Below are 17,751 nucleotides of genomic sequence, written 5' to 3' on the forward strand. Positions count from 1 at the left end.
ATTAAACTGGTACCCCGCAAACACTGTACAAACAATTTAAACAATAAAAATTGCGGCTACCACTTCGCTACCAATCAGCATTCACCATTGGTATAACTATCTGGAGTGATAAATGGCTTCCCCACGCTTTCTTGTCGGTATTGATTTAGGTACAACACACACCGTTGTTGCTTATACCGAAATTACCGACAACCTTGAAAATAGCCCTACGCATATTTTCAACATCGATCAACTCATCGCCCCTGGTGAAGTTGCACGTAAACCGCTACTCCCCTCTTTTCGTTACCACCCTGCTGCCAGTGAAATTAATGAATCTGAATTAATCCTGCCATGGCAGCCAGCATTGGTCGACGGTGACATTCCGCTGGTGATTGTTGGTGAGTATGCAAGAGAGCTTGGGGCAAAAGTTGAAGGTCGACAAGTCGTTAGTGCAAAAAGTTGGTTATCTCACCCGAATGTCGATCGTAATGAAGCCATCCTACCTTGGTCATCAGGCCAAGGCGTTGAAAAAGTATCACCAGTAATTGCCAGTGCGAGTTACTTGAATCATGTTCGCCAAGCATGGAACTACCACAACCAAGATTGTAAGCTTGAACACCAAGAAGTGGTTATCACGGTGCCCGCCTCTTTTGACGAAGCCGCACGCGCATTAACACTTGAAGCCGCCAAACTAGCAGGCTTGCCTAACGTTTTACTGCTTGAAGAACCACAAGCGGTTTGTTACGACTGGTATGCACAAAATAAAGACAACGCAGACACCTTACTTAAAGATATTCCATTACTTATGGTGTGCGATGTTGGTGGCGGTACAACCGATTTAAGTTTAATAAAAGTGAGCTCAAATGAAGGTAAACTTCAGCTTGATCGTATAGGTGTAGGTGATCACCTAATGTTGGGTGGCGATAACCTTGACCTTGCTCTTGCTCATCAAGCAGAGCTTCGCCTTCATGGTAGTGATAAAAAGTTAACGGCGGCTGGGTTATCTAAACTGATCCAACAAACACGTAAAGTAAAAGAGCAACTACTGTCTGGCAATGCGCCAGACACTGCAAAAGTGACTTTACTGGGAAGTGGTTCACGTTTGATTGGTGGTGCAAAAAGCGTTGAACTAACAAAGGAAGAAGTACATACCATTGCGCTGGATGGCTTCTTCCCATTAACAGAATTTTCAGACCAACCCAATCAACGTCAAGCAGCTGTTGTCGAGTTTGGCCTGCCCTACGCAGCTGATCCAGCTATCAGTAAACACCTTGCACAATTTATTGAGTTGCACGACGAAGTTTGTCGCGATGCACTAAACCAAAAAGGTGAAACTGCTCTAAGCGATGTCCCACCAATTCCAACAGCTGTCCTGCTTAATGGTGGGGTATTCAACAGCCCACTTTTGAGCACAAGAACGCTCGATATCTTCAAGAAATGGAAGGGTGACAGCGTCACGCAACTCGTTAATCCACACCCTGATTTATCAGTAGCTTATGGTGCAGTCGCTTATGCAAAAGCACGCCATGGCGCACAACTTAAAATCGGTGGTGGTTCTGCCCGTTCTTACTTTTTAACCATCGAAGATAAGAAATCAGCCAAACAAGGTTTGTGTCTATTACCAAAAGGAACTGATGAAGGAAGTGATATTCACCTAGAAGATCGCTATTTTGCATTAACCCTTGGCGAACCAGTACGCTTTAACTTAGTGTCATCAACCGATGATACACATACAGAAGTTGGTCAAATTGTCGATATTGATACCGACAGTTTTGTTAACTTACCGCCATTTATCGCCACATTAGACAGCGACACAGATCGCTCATCACTTGCTGCTAACCAAAAAGAACGGGAGGTCGTCACCCTCGCCTGTCAACTTACCGAAGTTGGTACATTGCAGGTGGAGTGTGTATCGGCTACCGATAAATCAAAGCGTTGGAAGGTTGAATTTACCGTTCGTAAAGATCTGGCCAAATTAAGCCGCAACAAAGATAAAGACGCGACTCAGGCTGAATCCATTCTCCCTTCGCGCATAGACGATGCAATAGCTACGATAAAGTTAGTCTACGGCGGAAGTGCTAAAGTTACAGACAACAAAACGCTCAAAACTCTGCAAAAAGATTTAGAGAAAATGCTTGGAAAACGAGATGCGTGGGAAACGCCTTGTTTGCGCGAGCTGGCAACCGCACTGCTGGATAGCAAAAAGCGCCGCCGTCGCTCTGATCTCCATGAAAGAACCTGGTTAAAACTGGCTGGCTTCACGCTTCGACCTGGCTTTGGTTACCCTTCGGATGAATGGCGCATGGATCAAGTTTGGCAGCTGTACCAACAAGGTATTCAGTTTGAATCTAACCCACAAACTTGGAGTGATTGGTGGACATTCTGGCGCCGCGTTGCTGGCGGTCTCACCCAAGAACAGCAACTTATGATTTATAAAGACATCGCAAAATACATTAATCCAAGTGCATCACGTAATAGCAAACTGAATAAAGAACTTCAAGAACGTAGCTATCAAGATATGGTGCGTTTGGCCGCATCACTTGAACACCTTCCTTTTGAGAATAAACTTCAACTTATTGAATGGCTGTTTGGTCGCCTACAAAAAAGTCAGTACTCTCAAGCGCACTGGTGGGCTGTCGGCCGTATAGGGACTCGTAGTCCATTCTATGGGAGTGCTCATAATTTACTGACATCCCAGCATATTGCTTATTGCTTACCTGAATTGATGGAACTTGACTGGCGAACCGACCCTAATATCGGTTTTGCTGCTGTTATGATGTGCCGAATGACGGGTGATCGCACTCTGGATATTGATGATTCAAGCCGAGCGGCAATCATTGAGAAACTGAAATCTAGTAAAGCACCAGCAAGTTGGGTTCAGATGGTTTCTGAAGTTAAAGTGCTAACAGAAGAAGAGACAAAGCGTGTATTTGGTGATGCGTTGCCCGCAGGTTTGCAGCTAATCAAGCACTAATATCTCGTAAATAGTGTCAAATTGCCCGTCGTAACATTTACAAACATATTGTTACTGTTAGTAGCGGCATTTTGGCACTACCTATTAAGCTTCCGTTAGGGTTCAAGTAGGTATTATAGAATTATTCAATAACAAGGCATGCATGAAAGACATCTTTCATCGTCACCAAGAATAATTTGTGAGTATTCTATGAACCGTAATCAATTTCAATTTATCGCTCAACGCATCTTCAAATCTCAAAACCAACGTGTAGCAGTTGAAGCTGTTATTTTTGATGGACTATCTAGCTACGAAGCAGAAAAGCGCTTTGACGTACCAAAAGGCACACTTTCTCGTAATGTTCGTAAATATAAAAGCGAAGCAGATTATATTTCTTCTGTAGCGACTGCGTAATTATCGATTATCCTCATATTCAGATATGTATGACGGTAACATTCCAAGTCCCTACTTGCTTGCAAAGCCTATTAATGCATTGAATACCATACATTCTAAAATGAATATGACAGTAATAAAAAAGGAGAGCTTCTGCTCTCCTTTTACTTTTATAAACCTAAACCAAACCTTGCCAGAAAATCATCGGTTTGCCGCATCTTTACCGTTAATGCTATACAAACAGCACTCACTATCATCAAGCCTAACCAAGAAATAGCACTCACTGAAAACAAAGTACCAATTGGGTTGTCACTGAACAAGATCGTTATTGGTAAATGATAAAGCCCTTTTATCGAGTCCCCTAACGCCGTCGTACCAAGTGCCAAAGAGGTTGTTATATTGAGCAAAAATATAGCGACTAAAAGCACAACTAATGGAGCTCTCGTAACTTGTGACAGAAGAAATATCACGCTAACAAATGGCACTAACACAATACTGACTGCAACCATTCGCCCAATAAAAGCTAACCAATGCAGTAATAGCGCCCACAAAGTAACTGTTGAGGTCGTATCTACTGTTTGTGGTACCCACAACAAAGATAAAACCCAAACAATAAAATCTGCAAATACGAGTACCGTTGACGCGATTACAGGTAAAACCACTAACGTGAAAAGTAACTTAACCAACACGGTTTCCCAGTCTGACACTGGCATTGAACGCCAAAACATCAAGCTGCCTTCTTCACGCTCTTTACGTAAAGCTTTAGGTGTGTATACCAAAAAGAGTATGACAGCTACAATACTCGCTACCCACACATTAAAATTCCCCAAAACACCGGCAAAACCCAAAAAGTCACCCACATCAGGGATGATACTACTGCCGTTAACTTGCCATGTTACAGACACATCATTGCCAGACATAAAGAGCGCAAGGGCCAGTAATACCACGCATGCAATCACAATAGGAAAACGAAGTAAAAACGGGTATTCAATCAATTCTTTCTTTACTAAGCATAAGAGGCGGTTCATGCGTTAAGCCCCAATTGTTTTGCGAGGAAAAGATCAGACAAGCGCGTTTTGCTTACTTGCCCTAACGCCATAAGTGCTTCACTTGATTCGTTATTAAAAAGCATCAAGGTGTGTCCTTTTTCTTCTTTTGCATAAATTGGACAATACTGTTCAGCCTTTTCTCTATTCTCATGAGGAATGCTGATACTTATATATTGCTCATACAGTGAATCTAATGCACCTTGCAATACGACATCACCCGATTTGAGTACCAATACATCTGTCAATAAATGTTCAATTTCACTAACCTCATGACTCGCTATTATCATTGAACGGTTATGTTTCTGAACCCATGATTGAATATCATGATAAAATGTTTCTCGATAAATTAAATCTAAACCTAACGTTGGTTCATCTAATATCAAAATTTGAGCATCTGTCGCCATCACTAACGCTACATGCAGCTGAACTTTCATCCCTTTTGAAAGTTGAACAATTTTCATTTGCAACTTAAGCTCAGTATTCTGTAAATAAGATTTAGCCCTGTCAGCATCAAACTGTGGGTGCACACCTTTCATGTAATTAATAATTTGCTTAATTGTCATCCAGCTGGGTAATGAACTAACATCTGATATATATGCCACCCGCTCCATAATTTTTGTTCTATGCTTCTCAGGTGTTAATCCGAGTAATGCTACTTCACCGTCATAATGCAGTGTGCCTAGCAATATTTTAATTAATGTCGACTTACCTGCCCCATTGTGGCCTAGCAGCCCTAGAACTTGTCCGCCTGAAAGCGTAAAACTAATATCTGAAATAACTTCTTGACCACTAAAAGCTTTAGAAAGATGTGACACTTCTACTAAATTTTCCAAGTTAGTACTCTACACTTGTTGATACTGCACCACTCTGTGCGCAATATGTTAAACCAATATACCTAGCTTTATAGGCAACAAAACAATCCGATAGTTCAGTGATTTATATCCAAATAACAGGTACGGGAAAAAGGCGCTTACGAATAAGCACCTTTTTTAAATAGCAGCTATAACGATACAGTCTATATTAAGACAACAACATAGCCATACTTACCCATTGGCTAAAGGCAATACCTACAAAATAATCAGCTTCATCAGAGAAACCGCTACAATTTACCTTTGGATAGAATATCAATCGCTAACGAGAATAGAATGAAAACTTATTCTTTCTCAATTAAATCTTCAGGGTGAACACCGTCTTTTTCCATCATAGCTAAAATCTCAATCATGCGAGTATTTTTAGCTTCATCGCGAAACTCATGTAACACTGCAATTAGATTATTAATTTTATCCAGAGGGATGCGCTTAATTACCGCTTTTTGACGACCTGGTACTTCATCAGCAAAATCAATTAATGTTTGACGATAGTCTGTACGTTCGACTTTTTTGTTACCGTCTGCATCTACGCTTTTCAGCATTGCACTTAATGCTTTTTCTGCAGCAGCAAAATTATCCATGTATTACCTCTTAACTTATATGAGGAGCTCCAATCATGGCATTAGGAGATCCCTTAGAAATCATGTTCTATAGATAACGATTAACGATAGGAAATATTAACCGTCTTAATGATATATGGTTTAGAACCTCAGATAAGAGGCTTTCACTACACTAGCAACTAACAGAGTGATCAGTGTTGATCATCAATTATAATAAGTGAGAAGGTGGTGTGTTTCTCTAGTAGCAAGAAAGGCAATATACTCCCACTTTCCACATAAGTGAATCACTTTTTCTTATTTAAAACGTCTTTAGTATAACTTCTATCATCTGATACACCCTTAATGATAGCTGATCAGCGGAAACAAAGTGTAAATATTTAAAATGCGGCTCTATTTTCAGTGATTTCGCAGGTTACTAATGAGTAAGCGACTAAAAGGATAACGACGACCTTCAACAACAGATTTCCAAACATAAAGTACAAAATGAAACAACCACCATTTCGATTCGATAAGTATAGTTTAGGCGAACCTCATAATTTAAGTAACGACTTCTCATTGTTAACACATTGATATGTATAATTCACCAGACCATTTACGCAAGAGCACCTTTATGGAACCTATTTATATCTGCGACCGTTGCCACCAAAGTGATGAATACCTTATTAGTGAATCTGGCACCTATACCTGTATTTGCGGCTATCAATTTGTTGTCATTCAACACGATCAAACAAGCCAAGACACAACAGAAACAATGACAATTAAGCATGCAGTACACTAAGCACCTAGCCCATTCTTTATTTTATGCTTCTTTTGTTTCTATTTCCTTGCATAAAGATGAACCTCCCTGCATATCATGTTAACAACTTACTTCTATTATGAGCCCACTAAATAGGGTATATACTATTTTCGGGCTAATTGGACAGCGTTTTACCCAAAAATAAACAGAACGCAGCGGCTATAACTAACCCATTGTATTTAGTGGCTTTATTATCAAAACCCTCCTTTCCAATTGTCTATTTTCACTCAATACATAAAAAAACGTGATCTGTGTCGTGTAGATTCTCACGTATTTCATGCTACCTTTCAGCGCCCTTATTGCGGCAGATACACGGTTTCATGTTTCAACAATGTTAAATTAAAGACTATTAAATCCGCATAAAACATTAGAAACCAGAACAAAATATAGTTGAAACCGTTGTGGCAAAGTGTCACTAAATGGATGTTCCAGTTCGCTCGATGCTTTTTACGATTGAGCCCTTGTTACAGGAAAACAAAATGAATGTTGCTAACGAATCTTGGTTAGATGCGCTAAACAATGGACTAATGTCTATCATTGGTACTATTAATGGACTTCTTTGGGGCCAAGTTCTTATATACCTTCTCGTTGGTGTTGGTATCTACTTCACTCTGCGTTTAGGTTTTATTCAAATCCGTCAATTTAGACACGCAATCTATGTGCTAAAAAGCGGTAAAAACATCGAAAATGGCTTAAGTTCTTATCAAGTATTTTGCACCTCTATGGCTGCTCGTGTAGGTACTGGTAATATGGCTGGTGTTGCAGTTGCCCTTGCAGCTGGTGGCCCAGGCGCTATTTTTTGGATGTGGTTGATTGCCCTATTTGGTATGTCTACAGCTTTTGTTGAATCAACCCTTGCTCAAGTATATAAAGTAAAAGATGTTGATGGTCAGTACCGTGGTGGCCCAGCCTATTACATGGAAAAAGGCCTTGGTCAACGTTGGATGGGTTCACTATTCTCAGTATTCCTTATCATTGCATTTGGCTTAGTATTTAATGCCGTGCAAGCAAACACTATTACTGATGCGTTAAACCACTCATTCGGTTTCGATGAAACTATCATGGGTGTCATTATTGTTGCAGCATCAGCATTCTTCATTATGGGTGGCCTGCGTAAGATTGCCCAAGCCTCTGCGCGTATCGTACCTGTTATGGCTATTAGCTACCTTGCAATTGCAATGGTGGTGGTTGTAATGAACATTTCTGAACTACCAGCAGCACTTGCGCTAATCGTTAAGAGTGCATTTGGCTGGCAGGAAGCTGCAGCTGGTGGTGTGGCTTACACAATCGCACAAGCGATGCAAAGCGGTATTGCTCGTGGTCTATTCTCGAACGAAGCTGGTATGGGTTCTGCTGCAAACGTAGCGGCATCTGCAACGCCAAACCCTAACCACCCTGCGTCACAGGGTTTTGTTCAAATGCTAGGTGTTTTTGCTGATACTATCGTTATCTGTACAGCATCAGCAGCAATGATTATGCTTTCAGGAGTCATGGATCAACCTGATGCTGCTTCTGGTATTGGTTTGCTGCAACAAGCTCTAACCAACGAGCTAGGTAGCTGGACTGCTTACTTTATGGCAGCTGCAATCATACTGTTCTGTTTTACATCTATTATTGCGAACTACAGCTACGCAGAAACAAACATCATGTTCTTGAACGGTAATACCAAAAAAGGCCTATTTGCCTTCCGTCTACTTGTTCTGGCTATGGTTATGTTTGGGTCTATAACGTCACTACCTGTAGTATGGAATTTAGCGGATGCCTCTATGGGTATGATGGCACTGATTAATATCGTTGCTCTTCTGCTACTGTCTAAACTTGCATTTAAAGTAATCAAAGATTACGAAGTGCAAATCAAAGCAGGTAAAACGCCGGTATTTGACCGTTCGAAGTTCCCTGAACTAGATGAACTTGATGGCGCTTGGCATCCAAAAGAAGCTAAAACTGTCAAATAACAGCTAAGTCTCTAAACTAAAAGCCAGCCTAACTAAATGAAATGACCCCCAATAGTTGGACAACCAATTATTGGGGGTCTTTTTTATGTCCAAATATAGTCGTGAATTAAAGCTTACTATTGCTAGGCAATATCTTCATGGAACAGCATCCAGCAGACTGCTATCTAGTGAATATTCAATATCATCGAGACAAATAAGGTACTGGGCTCAGGTCTATTCGATACATGGCACCAACTCCTTCTTACCTTCCTCACATAGCAGTAGTGCGGGTAAGAAATTGCAGGCATTGAATCTGATGTGGACGAGTGGGTGGTCTCTCAGTCACACTAGCGCTGTTTTGAACCTATCCTCTCCTGGCATCTTGTCGTCATGGCTTAAAAAGTACAATGAGGCCGGTTTAGAAGGACTAGAAAACCGCCCTATAGGAAGACCTCTCATGAAATATCAATCCAAAGCTACACCAAAACCTGATGACGAAATGACCCTTGAAGAGCTGAAAGAGGAACTGGCGTACTTGCGGGCAGAGAATGCTGTTCTAAAAAAGTTGGAGGAGCTGAAGCAGCAAAAGCGTCGACAAACAAAGAAAAAGCGTTAGCCGTCTCAGCTCTGAAAGAAAAGCACTCTTTAAAGCACCTACTTCGAGCCATGAAGATGGCAAGGAGTGTGTTCTACTATCAAATTCAAGCATGCCATAAGCCTGACGCTTATGAGCACGAGCTAGAAGTTATTAGATCGATTTATCATGAGCATGAGGGGCGTTATGGCTACCGCCGTATTCACTTGGAATTAAGGAATCGCGGTATCAAGCTCAATCACAAGACGGTACAACGGCTGATGACCCGTCAGGGGCTAAAATCCACGATGAGGCCAAAGAAGTATCGAGCTTATAGAGGAGAAGCAGGGAGAGCGGCACCAAACATACTTGAAAGAGACTTCAAGGCGACAAAACCTGATGAAAAGTGGGTGACAGATGTCACCGAGTTCAAGGTTAAAGGGCAGAAAGTCTATTTGTCGCCGATAGTTGACCTGTTTAATCAAGAAGTGATCTCGTTTAGGCTAGCCAAAAATGCTCGACTACCACTGGTTACGGGCATGTTGAAAGATGCAATAAAGAAACTTAGAGGACACTCAAGACCAATTGTACATAGCGACCAAGGCTGGCAATATCGGCATAAGGCTTATCAAAAGCAACTCGCTAACTGTGGTCTTGCCCAAAGTATGTCGCGAAAAGGGAATTGCCTCGATAATGCTGTAGCCGAGAACTTTTTCGCGTTGCTGAAAACAGAGATGTATCACGGGAAAAGCTTCAAAGATGCCGATGAACTGATAGAAAAGATTAAAGGGTACATAGAGTATTACAATACAAAACGTATAAAGGTAAAACTAAAAGGCCTGACTCCGATAGAATATCGAAATCAGGCCTTACAAGCCGCTTAACTAAAATGTCCAACTTAATGGGGTCACTTCAAAAGCTGGCTTTTTCTTTTCATGAGCTTTCCATACCCCACCGCATTCAACCCCTATATATCTTTTTCTGAACTCAATTTCTGATCGCGTTTCATAATTAAATTGCCTACTTAGCTAGACCTTGGGTGCATCTTTTCGGTACAGTAAAAAAACGCAATTCAATTTACTATCAAAAGAGTCAATATGGACATTATCGAACTGTTACCAAACCTCTTTAATGGCTGGATATTCCTTGCCATTTTTGTCATTATTTTCATTCGTTCTTCCGTGAAATTTGTACCTCAAAACTCTGCTTACATTGTGGAACGTTTTGGTAAGTACAATAAAACAATGGAAGCAGGCTTAAACTTCATTATTCCTTTCATCGATCGCATCGCTTATACCCGTTCATTAAAAGAGCAAGCATATGATGTACCTCAGCAATCAGCGATCACAAAAGATAATATTTCGCTAATTGTCGATGGCGTACTGTACCTAAAAGTCCTTGATCCAGCTAAAGCCTGCTACGGTGTTGACGACTATGTTTTCTCTGTAACCCAACTAGCGCAAACAACAATGCGTAGTGAAGTGGGTAAACTTGAGCTAGATAAAACCTTCGAGGAACGTGAAAGCCTAAATACAGCAATTGTATCCTCTATTAATGAAGCCTCTGAACCTTGGGGGGTGCAAGTAATGCGTTATGAGATTAAAGATATTGAACCACCTCGTTCAGTATTAGACGCCATGGAACGCCAAATGAAAGCTGAACGTGAAAAGCGTGCGGTTATTTTGGAATCTGAAGGTCAACGTCAGTCTGATATCAATATCGCTGAAGGTGAAAAACAAGCACGTGTATTAGCGGCTGAAGCTGAGCGTTCAGAGCAAGTACTAAAAGCCGAAGGTGAAGCGCAAGCGATTCTAGCCGTTGCTCAGGCGCAAGCTGAGGCTATTGAAGTGGTAGGTCGAACAGCATCAACAGAAGAAGGTCAAAAAGCGATACAACTTGAACTGGCCGGTAAAGCCATTGATGCAAAACTAGCCATCGCCAAAGAATCTTCAGTGGTACTGCTTCCTGAAAATCAAACCAATGCCTCGTCAATGGTTGCTGAAGCAATGACTATCATTAATAAGCTTAACCAAAGTAAGTAATTAAAGGGGTATCGTATGGATGTTTTTGGTATTAGCCCTGCACAGTTAACCATCATTATTGGCTTAATATTATTGTCTGTAGAGACTTTACTCTTGGGCCTCTCAACAATCGTACTATTGGCTGTCGGTATTGCTGCGATTATCACTGGCGGGCTTGCATGGGCAGGAATACTGCCAGAAACATTTCTAAGCTTAGTCAGTGCGACTGGGATTGGTGCGGGTATTATTACTGCACTTCTTTGGAAGCCGCTAAAACGCTTACAGCAAAGCAAAGTCGAAGCTAGCAATGTCCATAGCGATTTTATGGGCCTAACTTTTACTCTGAGCTCGACACTAAGTGCACAGGATACGCCTGTTTACGTTAAGCATTCAGGTATCCAATGGCAATTATTACTTGATCCGACCTCTCATGATCAAGTGATTCCTGCAGGTAGCACCGTCAAGGTTGTCAGTGTTGCTGTTGGGAAATTTACAGTTCAAGCATGTTAGGTAGACTTTAGCTTTATACGTTATTTGATTATCACCACCATCAAAATGTTAAAACTGCAATCACCTTGGCGGTGTTAATCGAATACCGCCTCTTTATTTGGACTCCCCTTTCTTTTTCATCCAGCCTTATCGTGATTTGCTAAACTGACAACAATTCACGCGATAAAGGTACCGATTATGATTGCGGATCATTTTATACGCGCTTCATCGCGTAACTTATTAAGACCGGCTCAACCCTATAGTTCAGAGCCGAGCTTTGCGGTGACGAAACTTTCTGATCTTTTTCTATTGCCTCTATTTCTTATCATTGCCTCTTTTCCTGCATACGCCGAGAAGATTTCCTACGCAGATCTAGAAGACGGCGATATTATTACCGTAACACTCGACCAATTATTACCCACTCAGGCTGTGATCAGCTATGACAAAGAATATGCACATCTCTACCGTTACAATAAAAATAAAAAGAATATTTACCATGCACTTTGTAAACTGAATGGTGGCGGTAAAGTAAAAAAGTGGGATGAAAATTCATCACCAACGGATATCGAAAGCTATAGCTGCACCAAAAAACTCGGTTCACAAACTCATGATCTAGCATCTGTCGTCGTCGGGCCTGATAACGGGTTACTCTACCTCACCACCCAGCACCATATCCTATCAAGCTTTTGGGACATGCCAAATGGTGGGACAAGTGTCCCAATTAGACTAAAAGTCACATTTAACCTACTTGGATCGGGTGATGATTTTTGGCCTGAAATGCGTAACGACAATGCCGTCTGGCTCTATAACCAAAAAGGCAAAAAGATCTCCCCTTCGGATCTACCCGACTTCATCGGTTTAAAACAACTAAAAGAAGACAAATACTTATCACTCGCTTATTTCTTGCAAGGCATCAGTTACGACTTACCGCAGAATAATACTGATCCGAATACTAAAGAACCTTATCCGCGAGTCCCTTACCTTGCCCTTCAATGGTCGCTTGTTTTACGTGAAAAAATGACTGTCGATGATATTAACTTCAATAACCGAGATGAGTATGCAGCCGCATTAGCTGAAGCTGCAACTGTCATGGTCGATATGGCCAGTAATGAAAAAGTAGGAAAAACAGACTTACCCGCAATCGCAATGGGGAAATTTTCAGAAGTAGACTCAAAAGCACTCGAAGCTATGCTGACTAGCCAAAATTCAGAGTGGTATTACGCAACGGAATATAGAATAAACAAGAAGAAAAAAGCGACACCGAAGAAGCTGCTAGAAGAGCAAGAGAAAACAGTAAAAGGGACTGAAAGCCAAAAAGAAAAGGAGAAGGAGAACCAAGCAAAAGAGTAAACAGGGCATAAAGTTATTACTTTGGCGGCTTTTGCTTCAAACAGTAGCAACGAGCTTACTTAGATGCTTAAAGCTCGTTACCTTTTGTGTCTGAGACTATTTTTTATGGTTTTTTGCCACAAAGCTGTCTAATTTATTCGCAAAGTTTTGGCGATCAGACTGGTTAAGTGGTGGTGGCCCACCTGTTTGCACACCAGAGCTGCGCATGGTGTCCATGAAGTCTCGCATCTGTAAACGTTGTTTAATCGTTTCTTTGGTATACAACTCACCGCGCGGATTCAGCGCATGTCCATCTTTAGTGATCACTTCGTCAGCTAATGGAATATCAGCTGTGATAACCAAATCCCCCGCTTCAACCTGCTGGACGATAAAATCGTCTGCAACATCAAAACCACTTTCAACCTGTAACGATCGAATATGGGGCGATGGCGGTACACGTACATGATGGTTAGCCACCAGCGTGACTGAAACCCCCACTCTGTTAGCCACCCGAAATAAAATTTCCTTGATTACATTTGGACACGCATCAGCATCTACCCAAATTTTCATTTTATTCTCCAACCTTGTTGAATAGCCAATTGAATTAAACCATAGACAGAAAAAAGCCGCCTTATAGGGCGGCTCTCATTCAACAAACAATAATTAGCCTGTTAGGCCTTGCTTGCGTAGGTATTCATCGTAAGAACCGTGGAAATCTTCAATACCGTTCTTAGTAATTTCGATGATACGCGTAGCAACAGACGATACAAACTGACGGTCATGAGAAACGAACATCAAGGTACCTTTGAAGTTTTCAAGCGCTAAGTTAAGTGCTTCGATAGACTCCATATCCATGTGGTTTGTTGGTTCATCCATTAGAAGGATGTTAGCTTTTTGCATAATAAGCTTACCAAACAACATGCGACCTTGCTCACCACCAGAAATCACTTTAACCGATTTCTTGATGTCACTTTGAGAGAACAACATACGACCAAGGATGCCGCGAACTACTTGCTCGTCGTCACCTTCTTTTTTCCACTGACCCATCCAGTCAAGCAGCGTCATATCTTCTTCAAAATCAGCACTGTGATCCTGAGCATAGAAGCCGATGTTGTGGTTTTCAGACCACTTAACCATACCTTCCATTGGATCCATTGCACCAGCAAGCGTATTTAGTAATGTTGATTTACCGATACCATTCTCACCGATAATCGCGATACGCTCGCCCACTTCAACCATAAGGTTTACACCGTTGATCAAAATGTTTTCGCCGTAACCTTGTTTTAGGCCTTCAACTTCAAGAGCATTACGGAAAAGTGGCTTTTCCTGATCGAAGCGGATAAACGGAGATTGACGGCTTGACGCCTTCACTTCACTAAGTTGAATTTTATCTAGTTGTTTCTGACGTGATGTCGCTTGCTTTGCTTTTGATGCGTTAGCAGAGAAACGGCTTACGAACGTTTGTAGTTCAGCCATCTGTGCTTTTTTCTTCGCGTTATCAGCGTACAGTTGGTCACGTGATTGCTCAGCCGCAATCATGTATTCATCATAGTTACCTGGGAATAGGCGAAGTTCACCGTAATCCAAGTCTGCCATGTGTGTACAAACACTGTTTAGGAAGTGGCGGTCATGCGAGATAATGATCATTGTGCAGTTACGTGCCAACAAAATCTCTTCTAACCAGCTGATTGTGTGAATGTCCAAGTTGTTCGTTGGTTCGTCAAGAAGCATAACTTCAGGATCAGCGAATAGAACTTGCGCTAGAAGCACACGAACTTTTAGACCAGGAGCAACTTCGCTCATTAGACCGAAGTGTTGATCTTCTGGAATACCAAGACCAAGTAGAAGTTCACCCGCACGCGCTTCAGCAGAGTAACCGTCCATTTCTGCGAACTCAGTTTCAAGGTCGCCAACACGCATACCATCTTCATCAGACATTTCTGGTAAAGAGTAAATATGGTCGCGTTCTTCTTTTACTTTCCAAAGCTCTTTGTGACCCATGATAACGGTGTCAACAACAGAGTATTTTTCAAAAGCAAACTGGTCCTGACCTAACTTAGCCATACGCTCGTTAGGATCTAATGAAACAGTGCCGCCTGACTGCTCTAATTCGCCGCCAAGGATTTTCATGAACGTTGACTTACCACAGCCATTCGCACCGATTAGGCCGTAGCGGTTACCGCCACCGAATTTAACTGAAATGTTTTCAAACAATGGCTTATCGCCAAACTGCATCGTAATGTTAGCTGTAGAAATCAATGTACTGTTCCAAATTGATTGATGTATCAAGCATTAAAAAAGCCGCCATGATGGTGGCAGCTTCAATTTGTATGTTTCATCTGAGTACGCAGAGCAAGGATATTACTCGTCATTTTGAGAGCGCTCTTGCCATGACCCAGAGATAATAGCGCGCATTATAACAGAAATAGTGAGCTACATCACCCCTATTCTAGCCCCAAAATAAAACCGCCACACGAGTGCAGCGGTTATGCAAAAATCAAACAGAAATATGATTATTCAAAGGACTATCGCCTGATTATGCATGGTTTTTACGACGACGAGAGAAACCTAACCCCATCAGACCTAAACCAAATAATGCCATTGATGCTGGCTCTGGCACATCAGTAATGACACGAATCCAGTCACCGGGCTGTGTAACTCGCATAGTCACGGTTAGCTTATCACCATCAATTGTATAGCTATCACTGCCTTCCATACCACGTGCACCGAACGCACCTGGGTAGGTTGTTCCTGCAGCGCCCAATAAGGCATTACTCGCGGCTTCTAAGATACCACCAGAATCAGACATAACACCTAAAATTTTGCCATCAAACATCCACTCAACACCAATGTGAGACAACACGCCACTCTCGCTCGTTGCTTTATTCAAAAATATCATGTGACTCGCGACATTTGTACCTTGGGCTATTGTTCCGCCATCGACATCTAAGTCAGCCGCCAAAGAAACAAGCTGCTGTTCATTGAAACCCTGCTGGGCCTGATTGGTAACCGCGGCATCTGTCACTAACCCTGGAGCCAGTGTAATTTGCCCTGAAAATCCCGCAGAAGAAGTACCTGAACTCACAGACAGAATCGTCGCACTTGCATTAGCGGCAAATAAAGAAGATGTAACTAAAGCAGCGATAGTTAACTTTTTCATGATAATCCCTCAAATATTATTAATAAGTTGCACACTAGAGTTAGCAAAAGGGATACCACTTTTTTTAAACCTTTCTTTTCAGTAAGTTGAAATATAATGGCACTAAAATAGGCAACAATGTGTAAAATATACTGACGTTTTCTATGTCTCTAACAGGTATCAAACAGTGACTGAAAAATACATTGGCCTCATGTCTGGCACGAGTATGGATGGTGTTGATGCCGTTCTCGTTGAAATAGATTCCACGCAAACACATCTGATTGCATCAATCAGCTTTCCAATGGGAGAAAGCCTAAAACATTCATTGCTTGATGTCTGTCTGGGACAACCAACCAACCTTCAAACAATCGGCGAGCTCGATCACCGATTAGGTCACCTGTTTGCAGATGCAGTTAACACCCTTGTCACGAAGGCAAACGTTAAACCTGAAGACATCAAAGCAATAGGCAGCCACGGCCAGACGGTATTTCATGCCCCTGATTGTGAATATGCTTTTACAATGCAGCTGGGGGATGCCAACATCATTTCAGCTAAAACAGGTATTTGTACTGTTGCAGACTTTCGTCGAAAAGATATGGCCTACGGTGGTCAAGGGGCTCCTTTAGTACCCGCATTCCATCAGCAACTATTCAGTTGTCCAGAAACCTCCCGAGTTATTTTAAACATTGGTGGTATTGCAAACATCACGGTCTTACAACCAAACCAACATGTGATCGGCTATGATACTGGTCCCGGTAATATGCTGATGGACGCTTGGATAAACCTTCACCAACAAAAAACCTACGACAACAATGCAGAGTGGGCACTAACAGGTTCAGTCAACCACGCATTGCTTGAACAATTGCTGGCTGAACCATACCTCGCGCTATCCGCGCCAAAAAGTACAGGGCGGGAACTCTTTAATTTGCCTTGGTTACAACAGCACTTAGCTATTTTGGCGCAAGAAAAAGGCATCACACTTACACCACAAGATGTACAAGCCACGTTAGTTGAATTCACCGCAATGACGATAGCCAACGATGTTCGTACCTTCACTTGCAATAATGTACCTAACGAACTGCTTATCTGTGGTGGTGGTGTTCATAACCCACTATTGATAAACAGGCTACAAACAGCATTACCGCAATGGCAAATACTCAGTACATCTGAACGAGGTGTAGACAGCGATAACATGGAAGCGATGGCATTTGCATGGCTCGCATACCGAACTTTGCATCAGTTACCAGGTAATCTTCCAGATGTGACAGGGGCAAGTAACGCAATTGCTTTAGGCGCCATTTATCCAGCCTAAAATGCTGAAGTGTGATTTTATTACTTTGTGATAAACAACCCCTTCACTTCAGCATTTATGTAAACAGGGCTACTCAGCACTTTGATTAGCCTTTATTTTCATTCCCTCCATGGTGCTTTATTTCTCTGATCTCCAATTTAGCCACAGCAGCTAAGTAGCGGTTATATCTCAATTCTCCCCTTTACTTAACAAAAAACTATTTATATTTAAGCAGACTGTTTTTCTAAATGAATAGCGAAAAATAAGTACATTTCAAAAGCACAGAAAACACGTTATACAAATTTAATTTGCGAGGTCGATCACGACACTGCACCGACTCAGATCACAATTATAAGCGCTTAATTTTACTAGGAT

The 17,751-nt window shown here is 41.8% G+C and carries 16 protein-coding genes; 10 read left to right on the top strand and 6 right to left on the bottom strand.

The features are described from left to right. The first annotated feature begins 112 nt into the window (after positions 1–112). Entirely contained in the window at positions 113–2,953 is a 2,841-nt protein-coding gene (locus OCU87_RS09775) for an Hsp70 family protein (protein ID WP_261857011.1), read from the top strand. Positions 2,954–3,142: 189 nt separating this feature from the next. Continuing rightward, positions 3,143–3,346, top strand: a complete 204-nt coding sequence (locus tag OCU87_RS09780) for a helix-turn-helix domain-containing protein (protein WP_062690574.1) — start codon at positions 3,143–3,145, stop codon at positions 3,344–3,346. A 149-nt stretch (positions 3,347–3,495) separates the two neighbouring features. Here the strand turns inward: OCU87_RS09780 and OCU87_RS09785 are convergent, their stop codons facing one another. The 3 genes from OCU87_RS09785 to OCU87_RS09795 all read right to left on the bottom strand — a co-directional run bounded on the left by OCU87_RS09785 (position 3,496) and on the right by OCU87_RS09795 (position 5,824). Beyond that, the gene (locus OCU87_RS09785) at positions 3,496–4,353 is read right to left on the bottom strand and encodes an ABC transporter (RefSeq protein ID WP_261857012.1); all 858 of its coding nucleotides are present in this window, start codon (positions 4,351–4,353) and stop codon (positions 3,496–3,498) included. Continuing rightward, positions 4,350–5,207 carry an ABC transporter ATP-binding protein gene (locus tag OCU87_RS09790; RefSeq protein ID WP_261857013.1) on the bottom strand — a complete coding sequence of 286 codons (858 nt, stop codon included), beginning with the start codon at positions 5,205–5,207 and terminating at the stop codon, positions 4,350–4,352. The genes OCU87_RS09785 and OCU87_RS09790 overlap by 4 nt, the downstream gene beginning before the upstream one ends. 320 nt (positions 5,208–5,527) lie before the next feature. Next, positions 5,528–5,824 (bottom strand): hypothetical protein, encoded by a 297-nt coding sequence (locus tag OCU87_RS09795; protein ID WP_062690570.1) that lies wholly within the window; start codon positions 5,822–5,824, stop codon positions 5,528–5,530. 589 nt (positions 5,825–6,413) lie between these two features. On the opposite strand from OCU87_RS09795, the gene OCU87_RS09800 reads away from it, so the two are divergent. From OCU87_RS09800 to OCU87_RS09835, 7 genes are all read left to right on the top strand, one after another. Then, on the top strand, positions 6,414–6,581 hold the full coding sequence (locus OCU87_RS09800) for a hypothetical protein (protein ID WP_157072621.1): 168 nt from the start codon (positions 6,414–6,416) through the stop codon (positions 6,579–6,581). Between the two features lie 497 nt (positions 6,582–7,078). After that, positions 7,079–8,554 carry an alanine/glycine:cation symporter family protein gene (locus OCU87_RS09805; RefSeq protein WP_062690690.1) on the top strand — a complete coding sequence of 492 codons (1,476 nt, stop codon included), beginning with the start codon at positions 7,079–7,081 and terminating at the stop codon, positions 8,552–8,554. Positions 8,555–8,639: 85 nt separating this feature from the next. Continuing rightward, complete coding sequence (locus OCU87_RS25060) at positions 8,640–9,149, top strand: helix-turn-helix domain-containing protein (RefSeq protein WP_062690298.1); 510 nt, start codon at positions 8,640–8,642, stop codon at positions 9,147–9,149. A gap of 11 nt (positions 9,150–9,160) precedes the next feature. Next, the gene (locus tag OCU87_RS09820) at positions 9,161–9,991 is read left to right on the top strand and encodes an IS3 family transposase (protein WP_239928692.1); all 831 of its coding nucleotides are present in this window, start codon (positions 9,161–9,163) and stop codon (positions 9,989–9,991) included. A gap of 213 nt (positions 9,992–10,204) precedes the next feature. Beyond that, positions 10,205–11,149 carry an SPFH domain-containing protein gene (locus OCU87_RS09825; protein ID WP_062690569.1) on the top strand — a complete coding sequence of 315 codons (945 nt, stop codon included), beginning with the start codon at positions 10,205–10,207 and terminating at the stop codon, positions 11,147–11,149. Positions 11,150–11,164: 15 nt separating this feature from the next. Beyond that, positions 11,165–11,638 (top strand): NfeD family protein, encoded by a 474-nt coding sequence (locus tag OCU87_RS09830; RefSeq protein ID WP_094956896.1) that lies wholly within the window; start codon positions 11,165–11,167, stop codon positions 11,636–11,638. A gap of 177 nt (positions 11,639–11,815) precedes the next feature. Then, positions 11,816–12,967, top strand: coding sequence for a ParB/Srx family N-terminal domain-containing protein (locus OCU87_RS09835; protein ID WP_261857014.1), 1,152 nt, complete (start codon positions 11,816–11,818; stop codon positions 12,965–12,967). A 96-nt stretch (positions 12,968–13,063) separates the two neighbouring features. Here OCU87_RS09835 and OCU87_RS09840 read toward each other — a convergent pair whose 3' ends face one another. From OCU87_RS09840 to OCU87_RS09850, 3 genes are all read right to left on the bottom strand, one after another. Beyond that, positions 13,064–13,516, bottom strand: a complete 453-nt coding sequence (locus OCU87_RS09840) for a YaiI/YqxD family protein (protein WP_062690568.1) — start codon at positions 13,514–13,516, stop codon at positions 13,064–13,066. A gap of 93 nt (positions 13,517–13,609) precedes the next feature. After that, entirely contained in the window at positions 13,610–15,205 is a 1,596-nt protein-coding gene (locus tag OCU87_RS09845) for an ABC-F family ATPase (protein ID WP_094956894.1), read from the bottom strand. A gap of 277 nt (positions 15,206–15,482) precedes the next feature. Beyond that, entirely contained in the window at positions 15,483–16,106 is a 624-nt protein-coding gene (locus OCU87_RS09850) for a PEP-CTERM sorting domain-containing protein (RefSeq protein ID WP_261857015.1), read from the bottom strand. 205 nt (positions 16,107–16,311) lie between these two features. Between OCU87_RS09850 and OCU87_RS09855 the strand changes: the two genes are divergently transcribed. Beyond that, a complete protein-coding gene (locus OCU87_RS09855; protein ID WP_261858367.1) occupies positions 16,312–17,397 on the top strand; it encodes an anhydro-N-acetylmuramic acid kinase in 1,086 nt (361 codons plus the stop codon). Positions 17,398–17,751 lie beyond the last annotated feature (354 nt).

The sequence above is a fragment of the Photobacterium sanguinicancri genome, assembly GCF_024346675.1.
Lineage (GTDB): Bacteria > Pseudomonadota > Gammaproteobacteria > Enterobacterales > Vibrionaceae > Photobacterium > Photobacterium sanguinicancri.

What these genes read in the sequence shown, in the direction of transcription:
- OCU87_RS09775 (WP_261857011.1), top strand. Translation starts at nt 113, where the DNA reads ATGGCTTCCCCACGCTTTCTTGTCGGTATTGATTTAGGTACAACACAC.
- OCU87_RS09780 (WP_062690574.1), top strand. Translation starts at nt 3,143, where the DNA reads ATGAACCGTAATCAATTTCAATTTATCGCTCAACGCATCTTCAAATCT.
- OCU87_RS09785 (WP_261857012.1), bottom strand. Translation starts at nt 4,353, where the DNA reads ATGAACCGCCTCTTATGCTTAGTAAAGAAAGAATTGATTGAATACCCG.
- OCU87_RS09795 (WP_062690570.1), bottom strand. Translation starts at nt 5,824, where the DNA reads ATGGATAATTTTGCTGCTGCAGAAAAAGCATTAAGTGCAATGCTGAAA.
- OCU87_RS09800 (WP_157072621.1), top strand. Translation starts at nt 6,414, where the DNA reads ATGGAACCTATTTATATCTGCGACCGTTGCCACCAAAGTGATGAATAC.
- OCU87_RS09805 (WP_062690690.1), top strand. Translation starts at nt 7,079, where the DNA reads ATGAATGTTGCTAACGAATCTTGGTTAGATGCGCTAAACAATGGACTA.
- OCU87_RS25060 (WP_062690298.1), top strand. Translation starts at nt 8,640, where the DNA reads ATGTCCAAATATAGTCGTGAATTAAAGCTTACTATTGCTAGGCAATAT.
- OCU87_RS09825 (WP_062690569.1), top strand. Translation starts at nt 10,205, where the DNA reads ATGGACATTATCGAACTGTTACCAAACCTCTTTAATGGCTGGATATTC.
- OCU87_RS09830 (WP_094956896.1), top strand. Translation starts at nt 11,165, where the DNA reads ATGGATGTTTTTGGTATTAGCCCTGCACAGTTAACCATCATTATTGGC.
- OCU87_RS09835 (WP_261857014.1), top strand. Translation starts at nt 11,816, where the DNA reads ATGATTGCGGATCATTTTATACGCGCTTCATCGCGTAACTTATTAAGA.
- OCU87_RS09840 (WP_062690568.1), bottom strand. Translation starts at nt 13,516, where the DNA reads ATGAAAATTTGGGTAGATGCTGATGCGTGTCCAAATGTAATCAAGGAA.
- OCU87_RS09850 (WP_261857015.1), bottom strand. Translation starts at nt 16,106, where the DNA reads ATGAAAAAGTTAACTATCGCTGCTTTAGTTACATCTTCTTTATTTGCC.
- OCU87_RS09855 (WP_261858367.1), top strand. Translation starts at nt 16,312, where the DNA reads ATGGATGGTGTTGATGCCGTTCTCGTTGAAATAGATTCCACGCAAACA.